19 protein-coding genes are annotated in these 17,510 nt (G+C 72.9%); 10 read left to right on the forward strand and 9 right to left on the reverse strand.

Features of this window, described 5'->3' with window-relative positions:
• Nucleotides 1–7: 7 nt before the first annotated feature.
• From LG379_RS11175 to LG379_RS11190, 4 genes are all read left to right on the forward strand, one after another.
• Complete coding sequence (locus LG379_RS11175) at nucleotides 8–787, forward strand: c-type cytochrome (RefSeq protein WP_225754609.1); 780 nt, start codon at nucleotides 8–10, stop codon at nucleotides 785–787.
• The gene (locus LG379_RS11180; RefSeq protein ID WP_225754610.1) at nucleotides 784–1,833 is read left to right on the forward strand and encodes a ubiquinol-cytochrome c reductase iron-sulfur subunit; all 1,050 of its coding nucleotides are present in this window, start codon (nucleotides 784–786) and stop codon (nucleotides 1,831–1,833) included. The genes LG379_RS11175 and LG379_RS11180 overlap by 4 nt, the downstream gene beginning before the upstream one ends.
• A complete protein-coding gene (locus LG379_RS11185; protein WP_225754611.1) occupies nucleotides 1,830–3,560 on the forward strand; it encodes a ubiquinol-cytochrome c reductase cytochrome b subunit in 1,731 nt (576 codons plus the stop codon). The genes LG379_RS11180 and LG379_RS11185 overlap by 4 nt, the downstream gene beginning before the upstream one ends.
• A gap of 130 nt (nucleotides 3,561–3,690) precedes the next feature.
• Entirely contained in the window at nucleotides 3,691–4,320 is a 630-nt protein-coding gene (locus LG379_RS11190; protein ID WP_225754612.1) for a superoxide dismutase, read from the forward strand.
• Between the two features lie 269 nt (nucleotides 4,321–4,589).
• Here LG379_RS11190 and LG379_RS11195 read toward each other — a convergent pair whose 3' ends face one another.
• From LG379_RS11195 to coxB, 3 genes are read right to left on the reverse strand one after another with little or no spacing between them, the layout of a single operon-like run.
• A complete protein-coding gene (locus LG379_RS11195) occupies nucleotides 4,590–4,988 on the reverse strand; it encodes a cytochrome c oxidase subunit 4 (RefSeq protein ID WP_225754613.1) in 399 nt (132 codons plus the stop codon).
• Nucleotides 4,985–6,817 carry a cytochrome c oxidase subunit I gene (ctaD, locus tag LG379_RS11200; protein ID WP_225754614.1) on the reverse strand — a complete coding sequence of 611 codons (1,833 nt, stop codon included), beginning with the start codon at nucleotides 6,815–6,817 and terminating at the stop codon, nucleotides 4,985–4,987. Before ctaD ends, LG379_RS11195 begins: the two co-directional genes overlap by 4 nt.
• Nucleotides 6,817–7,725, reverse strand: a complete 909-nt coding sequence (coxB, locus tag LG379_RS11205; protein WP_225754615.1) for a cytochrome c oxidase subunit II — start codon at nucleotides 7,723–7,725, stop codon at nucleotides 6,817–6,819. Before coxB ends, ctaD begins: the two co-directional genes overlap by 1 nt.
• A gap of 262 nt (nucleotides 7,726–7,987) precedes the next feature.
• Here coxB and LG379_RS11210 point away from each other — a divergent pair, with 262 nt between their 5' ends.
• Entirely contained in the window at nucleotides 7,988–9,127 is a 1,140-nt protein-coding gene (locus LG379_RS11210) for a cysteine desulfurase family protein (protein ID WP_225754616.1), read from the forward strand.
• Nucleotides 9,124–9,408: a sulfurtransferase TusA family protein gene (locus LG379_RS11215; protein ID WP_225754617.1), complete on the forward strand. Its 285-nt coding sequence runs from the start codon at nucleotides 9,124–9,126 to the stop codon at nucleotides 9,406–9,408. The genes LG379_RS11210 and LG379_RS11215 overlap by 4 nt, the downstream gene beginning before the upstream one ends.
• Nucleotides 9,409–9,418: 10 nt before the next feature.
• Here the strand turns inward: LG379_RS11215 and erpA are convergent, their stop codons facing one another.
• Entirely contained in the window at nucleotides 9,419–9,769 is a 351-nt protein-coding gene (gene erpA / locus LG379_RS11220; protein ID WP_225754618.1) for an iron-sulfur cluster insertion protein ErpA, read from the reverse strand.
• A gap of 95 nt (nucleotides 9,770–9,864) precedes the next feature.
• A complete protein-coding gene (locus LG379_RS11225; RefSeq protein ID WP_225754619.1) occupies nucleotides 9,865–11,046 on the reverse strand; it encodes a glycerate kinase in 1,182 nt (393 codons plus the stop codon).
• A gap of 61 nt (nucleotides 11,047–11,107) precedes the next feature.
• Between LG379_RS11225 and nadA the strand changes: the two genes are divergently transcribed.
• From nadA to LG379_RS11240, 3 genes are read left to right on the forward strand one after another with little or no spacing between them, the layout of a single operon-like run.
• Complete coding sequence (gene nadA, locus LG379_RS11230) at nucleotides 11,108–12,328, forward strand: quinolinate synthase NadA (protein ID WP_225754620.1); 1,221 nt, start codon at nucleotides 11,108–11,110, stop codon at nucleotides 12,326–12,328.
• A 59-nt stretch (nucleotides 12,329–12,387) separates the two neighbouring features.
• Nucleotides 12,388–12,987: a DJ-1/PfpI family protein gene (locus tag LG379_RS11235; protein ID WP_225754621.1), complete on the forward strand. Its 600-nt coding sequence runs from the start codon at nucleotides 12,388–12,390 to the stop codon at nucleotides 12,985–12,987.
• 22 nt (nucleotides 12,988–13,009) lie between these two features.
• Nucleotides 13,010–13,561 carry a thioesterase family protein gene (locus tag LG379_RS11240; RefSeq protein WP_225754622.1) on the forward strand — a complete coding sequence of 184 codons (552 nt, stop codon included), beginning with the start codon at nucleotides 13,010–13,012 and terminating at the stop codon, nucleotides 13,559–13,561.
• A gap of 3 nt (nucleotides 13,562–13,564) precedes the next feature.
• Here LG379_RS11240 and LG379_RS11245 read toward each other — a convergent pair whose 3' ends face one another.
• Complete coding sequence (locus LG379_RS11245; RefSeq protein WP_225754623.1) at nucleotides 13,565–14,977, reverse strand: dipeptidase; 1,413 nt, start codon at nucleotides 14,975–14,977, stop codon at nucleotides 13,565–13,567.
• 39 nt (nucleotides 14,978–15,016) lie between these two features.
• Between LG379_RS11245 and LG379_RS11250 the strand changes: the two genes are divergently transcribed.
• On the forward strand, nucleotides 15,017–15,616 hold the full coding sequence (locus tag LG379_RS11250) for a DUF3043 domain-containing protein (protein ID WP_225754624.1): 600 nt from the start codon (nucleotides 15,017–15,019) through the stop codon (nucleotides 15,614–15,616).
• Here LG379_RS11250 and LG379_RS11255 read toward each other — a convergent pair.
• From LG379_RS11255 to LG379_RS11265, 3 genes are read right to left on the reverse strand one after another with little or no spacing between them, the layout of a single operon-like run.
• Complete coding sequence (locus LG379_RS11255; RefSeq protein WP_225754625.1) at nucleotides 15,591–16,250, reverse strand: YitT family protein; 660 nt, start codon at nucleotides 16,248–16,250, stop codon at nucleotides 15,591–15,593. The two genes, LG379_RS11250 and LG379_RS11255, sit on opposite strands and share 26 nt — an antisense overlap.
• Nucleotides 16,251–16,258: 8 nt before the next feature.
• Nucleotides 16,259–16,468 (reverse strand): hypothetical protein, encoded by a 210-nt coding sequence (locus LG379_RS11260; RefSeq protein WP_225754626.1) that lies wholly within the window; start codon nucleotides 16,466–16,468, stop codon nucleotides 16,259–16,261.
• Nucleotides 16,465–17,508 (reverse strand): quinone-dependent dihydroorotate dehydrogenase, encoded by a 1,044-nt coding sequence (locus LG379_RS11265; protein ID WP_225754627.1) that lies wholly within the window; start codon nucleotides 17,506–17,508, stop codon nucleotides 16,465–16,467. Before LG379_RS11265 ends, LG379_RS11260 begins: the two co-directional genes overlap by 4 nt.
• Nucleotides 17,509–17,510 lie beyond the last annotated feature (2 nt).

Genomic DNA, 17,510 nt, shown 5'->3' on the forward strand with positions numbered 1-17,510 from the left:
CCGCTTCGTGAAGGCCATCGCCGCCCGCAGGCACCACCGGTTCGCCCCGGCCGTGCTCCTCGCGCTGGCGCTCGTCCTGACCGGAGGGCTGTACGCGGCCCTCGCTCCGAGCGCAGAGGGCGCCGCGGCGCCGACCACCGACGACGTCGAGGCGGGTCGCGCGCTGTTCGTCGCCAACTGCGCCACGTGCCACGGGGTCAACGCCGAGGGGCGCGACGGCAACCCGACGCTCATCGGTGTCGGAGCCGCCTCCGTCGACTTCCAGGTCAGCACGGGTCGGATGCCGATGCAGGTCGAGGGACCCCAGGCGGCTGCCAAGCCGCCGCAGTTCGACCGGGAGGAGATCAACCAGCTCGCCGCCTACGTGGCGAGCCTGGGTCCCGGCCCCGCCATCCCGAGCGCCGAGCAGGTCGACCCCGACCTCGGTGACGCGTCGAACGGCATGGCGATCTTCCGGACCAACTGCGCGATGTGCCACGGCGCGATCGGCGCCGGTGGCGCGCTGTCCGAGGGCAAGTACGCCCCGGCGCTCGCCGGTTCGACCCCGACGGAGATCTACGAGGCCATGCTCACCGGGCCCCAGTCGATGCCCGTCTTCAACGACGCCAACATCACCCCGGAGGAGAAGCGCGACGTGATCGCCTTCCTCGAGGAGCAGAAGAACGGCTCCCCCGGCGGCACCACGCTCGGCTCGATCGGGCCGGTCGGTGAGGGCATCTGGATCTGGGTGGTCGGCATGGGCCTGCTGATCGCCTCCGCCGTGTGGATCGGAGCGAAGTCGTCATGAGCCACGAGCACACCCCGCAGATCGGCGGGGCCACCGCCGGCGGGCAGGACCTCGCCCGGCCCGACGGCGCCGTGCCCGCGCGGTTCGACGACCCCGGTCTGCCGGAGCACAGGCTGCGCCAGGCCGACATCGACCCCGCGGCCGACAAGCGCGCCGAGCGGCAGGTCGTCGCGATGTTCGCGCTGTCCGTCATCGGCACGATCGGCTTCCTCGTCGCGTACTTCGCGTTGCCGCCCGGCGAGACGGTCGCCAGCATGCGCGTGTCCAACATCGCGCTCGGACTCAGCCTGTTCCTCGCGATGTTCGGCATCGGCGCCGCCGCCGTCCACTGGGCGAAGACGCTGATGTCCGACCACGAGCGCCAGGAGGCGCGCCACCCGCAGCGCAGCGACGCCGCGGTGCGCGCGGGCGCGATCAGCGCGCTGCGCGACGGCACCGAGGAGTCCGGGATCGGCCGACGGGGCGTGCTCAAGGGCGCCGTCGTGTCCGCCGTGGCGCTCGCACCGCTCACGGTCGCCGTCCCGCTCATCGGGGAGGTCGGCGGAGACTGGAACGTCAGCAAGTTCCGCCACACGCTCTGGGAGCGCGGCAAGCGCCTGGCTCGGGACCCGTCCGGGGAGCCGATCCGCGCCGCGGACGTCACGATCGGCTCGGTCTTCCACGTCATCCCGGAGAACCTCCGCGAGGCGGACCACTGGATCGAGGAGAAGGCCAAGGCCGTCGTCCTCATGGTGCGCATGGACCCGCGCGACCTCACCGAGCCTCCGGAGCGCGAGGGCTGGTCCTACGACGGCATCGTCGCCTACTCCAAGATCTGCACGCACGTGGGCTGCCCCGTCGCCCTCTACGAGCAGCAGACGCACCACCTCCTGTGCCCCTGCCACCAGTCGACCTTCGACATGTCGGACGGCGCAAGGGTCGTCTTCGGCCCCGCCAGCCGGCCGCTGCCGCAGCTGCCGATCACGGTCGACGACGAGGGCTACCTCATCGCGCAGGACGACTTCGACGAACCGATCGGTCCGAGCTACTGGGAGCGGCTGAGATGAGCACTGTGAACCGCGCCGCGGGCGGTACGGCTGACTACCTCGACCAGCGGACCGGCATCGGCCTGGCGGTCAAGAGCTTCGCCCGGAAGATCTTCCCCGACCACTGGTCCTTCCTCCTCGGCGAGATCGCCCTCTACTCCTTCGTCGTGCTGCTCATCAGCGGCGTGTTCCTCACGATGTTCTTCGTGCCGAGCATGGAGCTGGTCACCTACGAAGGCCCGTTCGCCCCCATGAACGGCGTGGAGATGTCCGAGGCCTTCGCCTCGACGCTCGTGCTGTCGTTCGAGGTGACCGGCGGCCTGCTCATGCGGCAGATCCACCACTGGGCCGCGCTGCTCTTCATGGCGTCGATCGTCACGCACATGATGCGGGTGTTCTTCACCGGGGCCTTCCGCAAGCCGCGCGAGATCAACTGGCTCGTCGGCTTCGTGCTCATGATTCTCGGCCTCGCCGCCGGCTTCAGCGGCTACTCCCTGCCCGACGACGTCCTGTCGGGCAACGGTCTCCGGATCACCGACGGCGTCGTGAAGTCGATCCCTGTGATCGGCAGCTACATGTCGTACATGATCTTCGGTGGGGAGTTCCCCGGCGAGCACATCATCCCGCGGCTCTTCACCCTCCACATCCTCGTCATCCCGGGCCTGATCCTCGCCCTCATCGGGCTCCACCTGCTCATGGTCGTGCTGCACAAGCACACCCAGTACCCCGGGCCGGGACGCACCGACCGCAACGTCGTCGGCTACCCGCTCTTCCCGGTGTACGTCGCCAAGGCCGGCGGCTTCTTCTTCATCGTCTTCGGTGTCATCGCCCTCATGTCGGGCACGATGACGATCAACCCCGTCTGGAACTACGGCCCGTACGACCCGTCACCGGTCGGCGCCGGGGCCCAGCCCGACTGGTACATGCTCTTCCTCGAGGGAGCCCTGCGCATGATGCCCGGCGCGGGCACGGAGTGGGTGATCGCCGGGTACACCCTGTCGCTCAACGTCCTCATCCCCGCCGTGGTCGTCCCGGGTCTGCTGTTCACAGCGCTCGCGCTGTACCCGTTCATCGAGGCCTGGGCCTCGGGCGACAAGCGCGAGCACCACGTCCTGGACCGGCCGCGGAACGCCCCGGTGCGCACGGCGAGCGGCGTGGCGATCCTCACCGCCTTCTTCGTGCTGCTGGTGGCGGGCGCGAACGACCTCATCGCCACGCACTTCGCCCTGTCCCTCAACGACCTGACGCGAGTGTTCCGGGTCCTGATCTTCGTCGCCCCGGTGATCGCCTTCGTCGTGACGAAGCGGATCTGCCTGGGGCTGCAGCGCAAGGACCGGGAGCTCGTCCTCCACGGCCACGAGACGGGTCGGATCGTCCGCTTCGCCAACGGCGAGTACGTCGAGGTGCACAAGCCGCTCGACCCGTACGAGCGCTGGCTCCGCGTCAACTACGACGCGCGCAGGCCGCTCGAGCTGCTGCCGGCGGAGGACGAGCGGGGCGTGCGCCGCAAGGGCTACCGCCGCGACGCGCTGCGGGCACGGGTCTCGCGCTTCTTCTACGAGGACCGGGTCGAGCCGGTCACGCCCGCGGAGCTCACTGCCGCGCAGTCCCATGGCGAGCACGACGCCCTGGGTGGTGCGGAGCACGGTGACTCGACGCTGCTCGAAGCCGCCGCGAACATCAAGCCGGAGCACGGCGGGGCGACCGCCGGTGAGGTCGTCGCGGGTTCCCGGACTCCGCGGCACTGATCGTCTTTCCGTGCTGGAATAGCAGGCGGGGCCACCCCTGAGGTGGCCGGGGCCGGAGGGCGTCTCGCCCTCCGGCCCTTTCCGCAGGACCGAGACGCCGCCCGCACGGGCACGACCGGAGGAGCACCAGATGGCTGACTACACCCTTCCCGACCTTCCCTACGACTACGCGGCCCTTGAGCCCCACATCTCCGGGCGCATCATGGAGCTCCACCACGACAAGCATCACGCCGCCTACGTGGCGGGGGCGAACACGGCGCTGGAGAAGCTCGCCGAGGCGCGCGAGTCCGGCGCCTTCGACGCCATCAACCTCTACGAGAAGAACCTCGCGTTCAACCTCGGCGGCCACGTCAACCACAGCGCCTTCTGGGAGAACCTCTCCCCCGACGGCGGTGACGGCCCGACCGGCGAGCTCGCGGCGGCGATCGACGAGTTCTTCGGGTCGTTCGAGGGCTTCCAGAAGCACTTCGCAGCGACGGCGCTCGGGATCCAGGGCTCCGGGTGGGCGATCCTGGCCTGGGACTCGGTCGGTCAGAAGCTCGGCGTGTTCCAGCTCTACGACCAGCAGGGCAATTTCCCCCTGGGGATCGTCCCGGTCGTCCTCCTGGACATGTGGGAGCACGCCTTCTACCTCGACTACGTCAACGTCAAGGCGGACTACGTCAAGGCGTGGTGGAACATCGTCAACTGGGCCGACGCGGCGCAGCGCTTCGAGCGCGCGCGCACCCAGACCGCCGGGCTCATCGTACCCGGACGCTGAGCGGCTGACCGCTGCCGGCTGCCGGCCGGACACGGATCCGCCGCACCACCGACGGCGTCGCCCCCGCAGCGGGGCGGCGCCGTCGGCGCGTCACGCCCTCGTCGCGGCTCGGCGTCGCGGCGTAGACGTGCGTGGGCGTCGCCGTCGCCGGTCTGGCCCACGGCGCGCTGCAGACGGGTACGACGAAGGGGCCGGGAAGTGCGCCCCGGCCCCTCTGTCGTGCTCTGCCCGCCGAGGCGGCCGCACCGGCGGCTCGCCCCTCCGGTGCGTCAGTGCGCGTGCTGCCCGCGGGAGAACTCGAAGACCCAGCCGATCAGGGCGATGACGGCCACCGCGGCGCCGATGAAGAACAGCCACCAGCCGACAGCCAGGGCCGCGAAGCAGATGGCCGCCGAGAGCCCCACCACGAAGGGCCACCAGCTCCAGGGCGAGTAGACGCCCTGCTCCCCCGCTCCCTGCTCGACCTCGGCGTACGGGTCGTCCTCCGGCCGTGCGTCGATCCGCCGGGCGACGAGCGCGAGGTAGAAGCCGATCATCGCTGTGAGCCCGGCCGTGAGGAGCAGCGCGGCGGTGCCGACCGGCTCCCAGCCGCTCCAGAAGCCGTAGACGAGCCAGATGAAGACGAAGAACGGCGTCAGGATGACGAAGAGCCTCGTCTCGGTCCTCATCGCTGGCCCTCCTCGTCGTCACGTGCCGGACGGTCCTCCGGGCGAGGCCCGTCGTCGATGATGGTCGCCGACGACTGCTCGGGGTGGGCGTCGCCCGTCGCGAGCCGCTCCCGGCCCAGGGCGGTCTGACCGCGGCGGTCGGCCTCCCAGTCGAACGGGCCGTCGGAGTCCGGCTCGACGTGGTCCATCGCCGCCACCTCCGGGTGGTGCAGGTCGAACGCGGGACGCTCAGAACGGATGCGCGGCAACGACGTGAAGTTGTGCCGCGGCGGCGGGCAGGACGTCGCCCACTCCAGGGAGTTCCCGTACCCCCACGGGTCGTCCACGACCACGCGGGGCGCGGTGCGCCACGTGACGTAGACGTTCCACAGGAAGGGCAGGGTCGAGGCCGCGAGGATGAACGAGCCGACCGTGGAGAGCTGGTTCATCCAGGTGAAGCCGTCCTCGGGCATGTAGTCCGGGTAACGCCGCGGCATGCCCACGACGCCCAGCCAGTGCTGCACGAGGAACGTCGCGTGGAAGCCGAAGAACAGCAGCCAGAAGTGGATCTTGCCGAGGCGCTCGTCGAGCATCCGACCGGTGAACTTCGGCCACCAGAAGTAGAAGCCGGCGAACATCGCGAAGACGACGGTGCCGAAGACGACGTAGTGGAAGTGGGCCACGACGAAGTAGGTGTCGGTGACGTGGAAGTCGAGCGGCGGCGAGGCCAGGATGACGCCGGTCAGACCGCCGAAGAGGAACGTCACCAGGAAGCCGATCGACCAGAGCATGGGCGTCTCGAACGTCAGCTTGCCGCGCCACATGGTCCCGATCCAGTTGAAGAACTTCACACCGGTGGGGACGGCGATGAGCATCGTCATGAGCGCGAAGAACGGCAGGAGGACCGCACCCGTCGCGTACATGTGGTGCGCCCATACCGTGACGGAGAGGGCGGCGATGGCGATCGTCGCGTAGACGAGGCCCTTGTAGCCGAACAGCGGCTTGCGGCTGAAGACCGGGAAGACCTCGGAGACGATGCCGAAGAACGGGATGGCGATGATGTAGACCTCGGGGTGCCCGAAGAACCAGAACAGGTGCTGCCAGAGCATGGCGCCCCCGTTCTCGGGGTTGAACACCTGCGCGCCCAGCCGACGGTCCGCTCCGAGGGCGAACAGCGCCGCGGCCAGCGGGGGGAACGCCATGATCACGAGCAGGCTCGTGACGAGGATGTTCCAGGTGAAGATCGGCATCCGGAACATCGTCATGCCGGGGGCACGCATCGTGATGATCGTGGTGATGAAGTTGACGGCACCGAGGATCGTGCCGAAGCCACCGAGCGCCAGGCCGAAGACCCAGAGGTCACCACCCAGGCCCGGGGAGAACGTCGTGCTCGACAGCGGCGCGTAGGCGAACCACCCGAAGGACGCCGCGCCCTGCGGCGTGAAGAACCCCGAGACGGCGATGAGGCCGCCCCAGAAGTACATCCAGTAGGCGAGCATGTTGAGCCGCGGGAACGCGACGTCGGGGGCACCGATCTGCAGGGGCATGATGACGTTCGCGAAGCCCGCGAACAGCGGTGTCGCGAACAGCAGCAGCATGATCGTGCCGTGCATCGTGAAGAGCTGGTTGTACTGCTCCTTGCTCTGCAGCACCTGCATCCCCGGCACGAACAGCTCGGCGCGGATGATCAGCGCCATGAGACCGCCGACGGCGAAGAAGAAGAAGGAGGAGATGAGGTAGAGGTAGCCGATGGTCTTGTGGTCGGTGGAGGTGAGCCACTTCACCACCGTCCGTCCCCTCGTCTGACGCCGGGGCGCCAGCCCGGGGACCCGTTCGATCTGCGCGACCATCAGCCCTCAGTTCCTTCCACGGCGCCGCCCTCACCGGACGGGATCGCGTTGTCGTCGCCACCGTTCTGGTCACGGTCGAGCTCGGGCCCGAGACGGCCGGTCTGGCCCGCCTCGCGGAGCGACTCGATGTGCTGCGCGTACTCCTCCTGGGAGACGACGGCGACGTTGAACAGCATGCCGGAGTGGTGCTCGCCGCAGAACTCGGCGCACTTGCCCGCGTAGACGCCCTCGGCCGTCGGGACCACCTGGAACACCCGGACGTCCTGCGGGAACATGTCCTTCTTGTACAGGAACGCCGGCACCCAGAACGAGTGGATGACGTCGCGTGATCGCAGGTGGAACTCCACCCGCTGGTCCACCGGCAGGTACAGCGTCGGCAGGGTCTCGGGGTTGCCCGGTGCACCGACGTCCGCGACATGGACCCCCGTGTCCCAGACCTCCTCGTCGAGGTAGTTGAAGTCCCAGCTCCACTGCTTGCCGTAGACCTCGACCGTGAGGTCCGGCTCCGCGCTGGTGTCCTCGAGGGCGCTCATGTCCCTGGCGGTGTACGCGAACAGCACGCCGATCATGAGGACGGGGATGACCGTGTACATGATCTCCAGCGGCACGTGGTACCGGAACTGGACCGGCAGGACGTCGTCGTCCTTGCGCTTCCGGTACACGGCGACGCACCAGAGGATGAGACCCCAGACGATGATGCCGACCGCGAGGGCAGCGATCCAGGAGCCGACCCAGAGGTTGGTCACCCGCTCCGTCTGGTTGGTCACCTGCGTGCCGTCGTCGGTGCCGGGCAGCCAGCCGCGCTGGGCCTCGGTGGAGCAGCCGGTCACCGCGATCGCCACGACGGCGGTCAGGACCGCGGTCCTGGTGGCGCCCCAGCGACGGCGTCGGGGGTGTTGCACGTCCACACGCGCCTCTCTGTCACTCGTCCCCGGCACGGGCGCCCAGGGCCGCCGCAACGTCGCGCTGCGGCGGGCCGCCGGGCCACCGGTCGGCAGCGCCGCACCCGGGACCTTGGTCCTCGTCGAGCGCAGCCTATCGCGGGACCACGGGCCCTCCCTCCCCCGGTCCGGACCTGGCGCGTCGCACCGGCTGACCCGTCTCAGGCGCACCACAGCACGGCCGGGTCGACGCGACGCCGGAGGCTCCGCGGGCACCTATCGTGGCGGCGTGGAGCACGCTCGCGTCTACCTCGACGCCGCCGGTCGGGCGCCCCTGCACGCGGCGGCCGTGGAGGCCTGGCGGGCGGCCGAGGCGGAGGGGTGGGCCGACCCTCGCGGGCTGCACGCCGAGGGCCGCCGGGCACGGCTGCTCCTGGAGGGGGCCAGGGAGTCGCTCGCTGCGTCGCTCGGGTGCCGCACCGAGGAGGTCCACCTCCTCGCCTCCCACACCGCGGCACTGCACGGCGGGGTCCTCTCGGTGACACGCGCGCGGCGACGGACCGGGACGCGGGTCGTGGCCTCTGCGGTCGAGCGGGCCGCGGTCCACGCCGCCGCGCGCTTCCTCGACGCCGACGGGCCGGCGGCCGTGCCCGTGGACGCGACCGGCCGCGTCGACCTCGATGCCTGGCGCGATGCCGTCTCGGCACCGGGCGTCGCCCTGGCGGCGCTCCAGCACGCGAACGGCGAGGTCGGCACGGTACAGCCCCTCACGGAGGCGCTCGCCGCCACCCGGCAGCACGGCGTGCCCCTCCTGGTCGACGCCGGCGCGAGCGTCGGGCACCTGCCCGTGCCCCCCGAGTGGGACGTGATCACCGCTGACCCGGCCGCGTGGGGCGGCCCGGCCGGCGTGGGTGTGCTGGCCGTGCGGTCCAGGACCCGGACGGTCCCTGCCTGGCCCGAGGACGAGGACACGTGGTCACCGGGAGGCGTGAGCGTCCCGGCGGCGTTCGCGGCCGCCGTGTCGCTGGCGGCGGTCCTGCGCGACCGGGAGGAGGAGGAGCGCCGTCGGCGGGCCCTGGTCGACCGGCTGCGTGGACGGGTCTCGCGCGAGGTGCCCGACGTCGAGGTCGTGGGCGACCCGGCCGAGCGCCTGCCGCACGTCGTGACGTTCTCCTGCCTCTACGTCGACGGCGAGGCGCTGCTCGGCGAGCTGGACCGCCACGGGTTCGCGGTCGGGTCGGGATCGGCGTGCACCTCCTCGGCGCAGGAGCCGAGCCACGTGCTCGCCGCGATGGGCGCGCTCACCCACGGGAACGTCCGGATCGGGCTGCACCGGACGACGACCGCGGAGGACGTGGACAGGTTCTGCGACGTGCTGCCCGGCGCCGTCGCCCACGTCCGCGGCCTGACGGGGGCGACGGGTCTGTGAGCGTCGTCGTCGACGCCCGCGGCCTCCTGTGCCCGCTGCCGGTGATCCGCCTCGCCGCCGCCGCGCGGGACCTGCCCGACGGCACCCGCGTCACCGTCCTGTGGACGGACCGCGCCGCCGAGCACGACATCCCCGCGTGGGCCCGCCTGCGCGGCCACCGCGTCGTCACGGACACCGACGACGACGGCGACGGTCCTGCGACGCACGCGCCGGTCGGCCGCACGACGGTCCTGCTCGGGACGCACGACGGGCCGGCACCCGCAGGTACCGGCCCGTCGTGATGCCCGTCGCTCAGGCGAAGGAGCCGCCGCACGCGCAGGACGAGCCTGCGTTGGGGTTGTCGATCGTGAAGCCCTGCTTCTCGATCGTGTCGGCGAAGTCGATCGTCGCGCCCTCGAGGTAGGGGACGCTCATCCGGTCGACGACGACCTCGACGCCGTCGTAGTCCTTGACGGCGTCGCCGTCGAGCACGCGCTCGTCGAAGTACAGCTGGTAGATCAGGCCGGAGCACCCGCCGGGCTGCACCGCCACGCGCAGGCGAAGGTCGTCGCGGCCCTCCTGCTCGAGCAGCGTGCGCACCTTCCCGGCGGCGACGTCGGTCAGGATCACGCCGTGGGTCGACGTCTGGGTGGTCTCGCTCATCGTGTCTCCGCAGCATCTCGGGGGCTGTCGTCGGTGCCAACGCATCGCCGGCCCGCCCGTGTTCCCGTCCAGGGTACGACCCCGGAGGTGGGACCTCAGCGCGACCAGGTGCGCGCCACCCGTTCGACCCGTGCCCGGAGAGCGCGCGCGACCTCGCCGCCGTCCCGGGACAGCACCTCCCCGGGCCGTTCCGCCACCGCGTAGACCCCCGAGACGCCGGCCGCGCCCCACTCGCGACGACCGACGTGCACCTCGCCGGCCACCGCCACCACGGGGACCGCCCGCCGCAGGGCCGCGGCGGCCACGGTCGCGACCACGCCGTCGTGGAGCGAGTGGCCGTCGAGCGCGCGCTCGCCGGTCAGGACGAGGTCCGCGTCGTCGAGGCGCCCGTGCAGGCCTGCGGTCTCCGCACCGACGTGGGCACCCGGCCGCAGGACGCCGCCGAGCGCGGCCACGACGAACCCGAGCCCGCCACCGGCACCGGCGCCGGGCAGCTGCGCGAGCCGCCGGGTGTGCTCGCGGCCGTCACCGGCCGGCACGAGCAGGTCGCGGCGGAACGCGTCCCCCGCGACGACCTCGCCGACGAGGTGGGCGAGGGCGCTCAGGGCGCGCTCCAGGTCCTGGCCCTCGTCCTGCTTCACCCGCCGCGCCGACGCGAGCGCGGCACTGGTGCCGTGCAGGCCGAGGAGCTGGACGTCGGAGTCGACCGCCCCGACCAGGTGCACGGACGCCAGCTCGCGGCGCAGCTCCGCGAGGCCGTCGAGGTCGGCGGCCGACAGGCCCGACAGCGCGGCCCCGCCGCGGCGCAGCGCCGGTGCGGCCAGGCCGAGCCCGGCGAGCACCCCCGCGCCGCCGTCGTGCGTGGCGACCCCGCCGACGGCCACGACGACGCGGCGGATCCCGTGGTCGAGCACGGCACGCAGCGCCTGCCCGAGACCGTACGAGCTCGTCACCGACGGGTCCTCGACGCCGGCGAGCAGGTGCGGCCCCAGGACGAGGGCCGCCTCGAGGTAGGCCGTGGGGCCGTCGGCGTCGTCGTGGACGAGCACGGGGACCGGCACGTCGGCACCGTCGGGACCGGCGACCGTGACGGGCAGGACCTCGCCGCCGCGGACGGCGCGCACGGCCTCGGTGAAGCCCGGCCCGCCGTCGGACAGGGGCAGCCGCACCAGCGCGTCGTCCGGCGCCGCGGCTGCCCAGCCGGCGGCCATGACCTCGGCCGCCTGGGCCGCGGAGAGGGCGTCGGCGAACCGGTCGGGGGCCACGAGGATGCGCACCGGGTCATCGTGCCCCACCACCCCCTTCGGTCCGCGACCGCCCTGTGGGAGACTGCCGCGCGTGAGCACCGCCACCAGCGACGCCGGCGCCGGGACGACCGCCGGCTTCGTCGAGCCGACACCGTCCGCGCTCCTGCTGCTGGGCCAGGGCAGGGACCTGGCGTCCGAGCGTGGCGTCGAGTGCCCGGGGGCCCTGCCGTCCCCGAGCGACCCCGACCTCGTCGAGCGGGCGCGCGCGGCGCGTGCGGCCCTGGGCGACAGCCTCTTCGTCCTCGGTCACCACTACCAGCGCGACGAGGTCATCCAGTTCGCGGACGTCACCGGAGACTCGTTCCGGCTCGCCCGGGAGGCCGCCGCACGCCCCCAGGCCGAGCACATCGTCTTCTGCGGCGTGCACTTCATGGCCGAGTCCGCCGACATCCTGACGGCGCCGGACCAGAAGGTCCTCCTGCCCGACCTCGCCGCCGGCTGCTCCATGGCCGACATGGCAGCCATCGAGCAGGTCGAGGAGGCCTGGGAGGTCCTCGCCGACGCCGGTGTGGCCGACAGCACCGTCCCCGTCACCTACATGAACTCCTCCGCGGCGATCAAGGCCTTCACCGGCCGGCACGGCGGGACCGTGTGCACGTCCTCCAACGCCCAGGTCGCCCTGCGGTGGGCCTTCGACCAGGTCGGCGGGGCGGAGGGGCAGGGGACGGTGCTCTTCATGCCGGACCAGCACCTGGGCCGCAACACCGCGGTGCTCCAGCTGGGCCTGCGCCCCGAGGACTGCGTGGTGTTCGACCCGCGCCGGCCCGGCGGTGGGCTCACCGCGCAGCAGCTCCGGGACGCCCGCATGGTCCTGTGGCGCGGGCACTGCTCGGTGCACGGCCGGTTCTCGGCGCGCAACGTCAGCGAGGTCCGGGAGCGCGTGCCCGGCGTGACGGTGCTGGTGCACCCGGAGTGCACCCACGAGGTCGTCACCGCCGCGGACATGGTGGGCTCGACCGAGTACATCGTCCGGGCGCTGGGCGCGGCGGAGCCGGGCTCGTCGTGGGCGATCGGCACCGAGCTGAACCTCGTGCGCCGTCTCGCCCGCCAGCACCCGGAGCTGGACGTGCACTACCTCGACTCGACGGTGTGCTTCTGCTCGACGATGAACCGCATCGACCTGCCGCACCTGGTCTGGACCCTGGAGTCGCTGGTCCAGGGCCGGACCGTGAACCGCGTCGTCGTGGACGCCGACGACGCGCACTGGGCACGCGTGGCGCTGGACCAGATGCTCGCTCTGCCCGGGCTGTAGGCCCTTGCGCCGGACCGGGACGCCGGCCGGCACGTCAGGAGGACGACGGAGGTGGTCGTGTGGCGACCGGAGACCCGCTGCGGGTCGGCATCCTGGTCTTCGACGGCGCCGAGGAGCTCGACGTGGCCGGGCCCTACGAGGTGCTCGCCACGTGGGCGGAGCACTCTGCGCTGCGCCCCTCGGTGGTGACCTTCTCCCCCGACGGGAACGGCGTGCGGTGCGCGAAGGGGTTGCGGCTCGTGCCCGACCACGGGGCCGAGGACGTGGGGCCGCTGCACGTGCTCGTCCATCCCGGCGGAGAGGGGACGCGGGCGCTGGCGACCGACCCCGAGCACCTCGCGTGGCTGCGCCGGACCCGCGCGACGACGCCGCTGGTCACCAGCGTCTGCACCGGGGCGCGCGTCCTCGCGGCCGCGGGGCTGCTGGCAGGGCGACCCGCGACGACGTCCTGGGACGCGTTCGACGACATCGCCAGGATCGACCCGAGCGTGCTGCTGGACACGGAGGCCCGCTTCGTCGACGACGGCGACGTCGTCACGGCTGCGGGCGTCAGCGCCGGGATCGACATGGCCCTCCACCTGGTGGCACGGCTGGAGTCGCCGGAGGTCGCGCGTCAGGTCCGGCGGGCGATCCAGTACGACCCGCGACCACCGGTCTGACGCGGACGGTAACGTCGCCGCGGTGAGCCGACAGATCCAGCTGACCCTCGCCTCCACGTTCCCGCGGCGTGCCGTACCCGGCCGGACGATCCTCGACCCCTCGGTGACGCGGACCCGCGTGCGCCCGGGCGACCTGGACTTCTACCTGCACGTCAACAACGGCGTCTACCTGCAGATGATGGACGTCGCACGCAGCAACCTCCTCGCCGACCTCGGTGCCTTCCCGCTGCTGCGACGGCACGGCTGGTACCCGGTCGTCGCCTCCTCCGCGATGACGTACCGGCGCTCGCTGCAGCTCGGGGACCCCGTGGAGATCACGACCCGCGTCGTGGGCTGGGACCCCCGCGTCGTGTACCTCGAGCAGGTCTTCCGCCGTCGTGGGGACCTGTGCGCGCGCGGGCTGGTGGCCGGACGGTTCCTGTCCCGCTCCGGCGCCCGCGTCCCCGCGCCCGACGTGGCGGTGCTGCTCGGCGCCGACCCGACGAGCCCCGGCCTGCCCGAGGACGTCGTCGCGTGGGCGACGGCGCTCGACGTCGCCCACCGCAGCGGGGCGGAGGGCGACGTCGTGCGGTAGGCGTCAGTCCGCCGGACCTGCGGCACCCAGGCGGGACAGCAGCAGCGCCTCGGCGAGGACGACCTTCTCCAGCTCCCCCAGGTGCACGGACTCGTCGGCGCCGTGCGCCCGGCTGTCCGGGTCCTCCACGCCGGTCACGAGGATCGCAGCGTCGGGGAACACCTCGAGCAGGTCCGCGATGAACGGGATGGAGCCACCGACACCGATGTCGACGGGCTCGGTGCCCCACGCGTCGGCGAAGGCCTGCCGCGCCGTCCGCATCGCCGCGGAGTCCACCGGCGAGCGGAACGCCTTGCCGAGCTCGCCGTCGACGACGGTGACGCGGGCGCCGAAGGGCGCGTGGCCCTCGAGGTGCGCGCGCAGCGCAGCCGCCGCCTCGACGGGGTCCTGGCCGGGCGGGATCCGCAGCGACAGCTTCGCGCGGGCACGCGGCGCGATCGTGTTGGACGCCTGTGCCACCGAGGTCGCGTCGATCCCGATGACCGACAGCGCCGGCTTCGTCCACATGCGGCCGGTGAGCGTGCCGGACCCGGCCAGGCGGACGCCGTCCAGGACCGACGCATCGGTGCGGAACGCCTCCTCCGGCAGGTCCACCGCCGGCTCGTCGGCGCTCGTCAGGCCGGCCACGGCGACCGCGCCGTCGTCGTCGTGGAGCGTGGCGATGAGACGGGCCAGGAGGGTCGGCGCGTCGAGCACCGGCCCGCCGTACATCCCCGAGTGGACGGCGTGCTCGAGCACCGCGACCTCGACCTCGCAGTCGACGAGACCGCGCAGGCTGGTCGTGAGGGCCGGGACGCCGACCTTCCAGTTGGTGGAGTCGGCGACGACGATGACGTCGGCCTGGAGCAGGTCGCGGTGCTGGGTGAGGAAGTCGACGAAGGTCGGGGACCCGATCTCCTCCTCGCCCTCGACGAAGACGGTCACGCCGACCGGCAGGTCCTCCCCGAGCACCCGCAGCGCACCGAGGTGCGCGACGACCCCCGCCTTGTCGTCGGCGGCGCCGCGGCCGTAGAGGCGGCCGTCGCGCTCGGTCGGCTCGAAGGGTGCCGACCGCCAGTCCTCGTCGCGGCCGGGCGGCTGGACGTCGTGGTGCGCGTAGAGCAGGACGGTCGGGGCCCCGGCCGGCGCGGGGCGACGGGCGACGACCGCCGGGCGGCTGACGACGCCGTCGGCCCGGGTCGCCGTGAGCAGCCGGACGTCCGGCATCCCGGCGGCGCCGAGCAGGTCGGCGACGGCGGCGGCACTGGCTGCGACGTGCGCCTGGTCGAACGCGGGCGCGGAGACGCTCGGGATGCGCACGAGCGCCTCGAGGTCGGCACGCAGGGCGGGGAAGGCGGCGGACACCCGGTCACGGAGGTCGTCCGTGGCGGTGGCGCGCGACGTCGGGTCGAGGTTCTCGAGGCTCTCGTGGGTCACCCGCCGAACGCTACCCGTGCGCTCGACTACCCTCAGCCTGTGCCTTTCCGTGACCGCAAGAAGGACTCCCCCGTCGACGCCGTGACGGCCGCCCCCGCCGACCCGTCGGCCGCGCCGCCGCTCGGAGGGAAGGGTCGCCCCACGCCCCGGCGCCGCGAGGCCGAGGCTGCCCGCCGGCGACCCCTGGTGCCCGAGGACCGCAAGGCCGCGGCCAAGAGCCAGCGCGCCGCCCTGCGCCAGCAGCGCGACCGCGAGTACCAGGCCATGCTCAGCGGCGACGAGGCGAACCTGCCCGCGCGGGACCGTGGCAAGGTGCGCCGCTACGTGCGCGACTACGTCGACGCGCGCTGGAACCTCGGCGAGTTCTTCCTGCCGTTCTCGCTGGTGATGGTGTTCGCGATCCTCGTCACGGGCAACGACCCGGCGGCCGGCCTCATCACGCTCGCGGTGCTGTACCTCGTCGTCCTCATCACCGTCGTCGACGGGTTCATCCTGTCGCGCATCCTCAAGCGGCGCATCGCTGCGAGGTTCGGCGAGGTGCCCCGCGGCACGATGATGTACGGCGTGGTCCGCGCCTTCCAGATCCGGCGCAGCCGCCTCCCCCGGCCCCAGGTCAAGCGGGGGCAGTACCCGGCCTGACGACCTCGTCCGGCTCCACCGCCGAGACGGGGCCGGTGGGCACGGTGAACCGGGGAAGCAGCACGTGGACGAGCGGACCGATGCCCAGCGCGTAGGCCGCGGTCGCCACGCCCAGGGTGCCGCCGAGGGCCCAGCCGGTCACGACGACCGTGACCTCGATGGTGGAGCGGACGAGGCCGACCGACCGGCCGGTGCGCGTCACCAGGCCGGTCATGAGCCCGTCGCGAGGGCCCGGCCCGAGGCGCGCCCCGATGTAGCAGGCGGTCGCGACGCCGTTGAGCAGGATCCCGCCTGCGCTGAGCCCGACGGCGGCGGGCAGCGGCAACGGGTCCGGGAGCCGCTCGAGGACCGCGAGGAACGGGTCGACGAGGAGCCCGATGACGAGCACGTTCGCCACGGTGCCGACGCCGGGCCGCTGCCGCAGCGGCACCCAGCACAGGAGCACCACGACGCTCAGCGCGAGGGTCGCGGTGCCGAGGGAGATCCCGAGCCGCAGGCTGACGCCCTGACCCAGCACGTCCCACGGCATGTTCCCCAGGCCGGCCCGCACCAGTGCCGCGATCGAGGCGGCGTACAGCACGAGCCCGACGGCGAGCTGCAGCCCTCGTCGGGTCGTGGTGAGGCGGGCGGGCACGACGGCGTTCAGCCCTTGCGCAGCGGGACGGCGGGCGCCACGACGGCGCCCTGGTGCAGCAGGCGCGCCGACGCGACACCCTCGCCCGCGAGGGACCGCCACTGCTCCCCCAGCCATGCCTCCGCGTCGAACCGGCTCGTGAAGGCCGGGCTCACGGGCCGGTCGACCGCCTGCTCGTCGACGGCGAGGAACTGCCAGGTCCACTGCGGCCCGCTCATCGCCCCTCCTGCCGGGCCAGCGCCCGGTTGATCCGTGCGGCCCACGTCGGGCCCTCGTAGATGAAGCCCGTGTACCCCTGCACCAGGTCGGCCCCGGCCTCACGGTACGCCCGGGCGTCGTCGGCCGTCGTGACACCGCCCACGCCGACGACGACGACGTCCGGGCCGAGGCGGTCCCGCAGGCGGCGGACCACCTCCAGGCCGCGGGGCAGGACCGGGGGCCCGGACAGCCCGCCCTCGCCGAGGTCGTGGGCGATGGTGGTGTTGACCGCGACGACACCCTCGAGGCCGAGCTCGAGGACGAGGTCGGCGACGGCGTCGACGTCCTCGTCCGCCAGGTCGGGCGCGATCTTGACCAGGACCGGGACCCGGTGGCGCGGACCGGTGGCGTCGTCGGCGGCGGCGCGCACCGCCTCCAGGATCGGCCGGAGGCTCTCGACGGACTGCAGCGCCCGCAGCCCGGGCGTGTTCGGGGACGACACGTTGACGACGAGGTAGTCGGCGAAGGGCGCCAGCCGGTGGGCGCTCGCGGCGTAGTCGTCCGGCGCGTCGGCCTCGGGGGTCGCCTTCGTCTTGCCGATGTTCACGCCGACGACGGCGGCGCGGCCCCAGGGCGTGTCCCGCACCCGGCGCAGGCGCTGCGCGACGGCGTCGGCACCCTCGTTGTTGAAGCCCATGCGGTTGCGCACCGCCCGGCGGTCGAGGACGCGCCACAGCCGCGGCCGCTCGTTCCCGGGCTGCCCGAGCGCCGTGACGGTGCCCACCTCGACGAACGCGAAGCCCAGCATGCCGAGCCCGCGCACCCCGACGGCGTCCTTGTCGAACCCTGCCGCGAGGCCGAAGCGCCCGGGCAGGTCCCGCCCGAGCACGTGGACCGGCGCAGCGCCGGGGGCCGCGGGTCGCAGCGCCCGGGCCACGGCCGCGCGCAGCGGCGGGACGGCGGCGACGGCGCGGACCAGCCCGAAGCCGAGCTCGTGGGCCCGCTCGGGGTCCAGCCGGCGCAGCACGTGGTGGAAGAGGAAGGCGTACGGCGAGGACACAG

The organism is Actinotalea sp. Marseille-Q4924, assembly GCF_916618755.1.
Taxonomy (GTDB): Bacteria; Actinomycetota; Actinomycetes; order Actinomycetales; family Cellulomonadaceae; genus Actinotalea.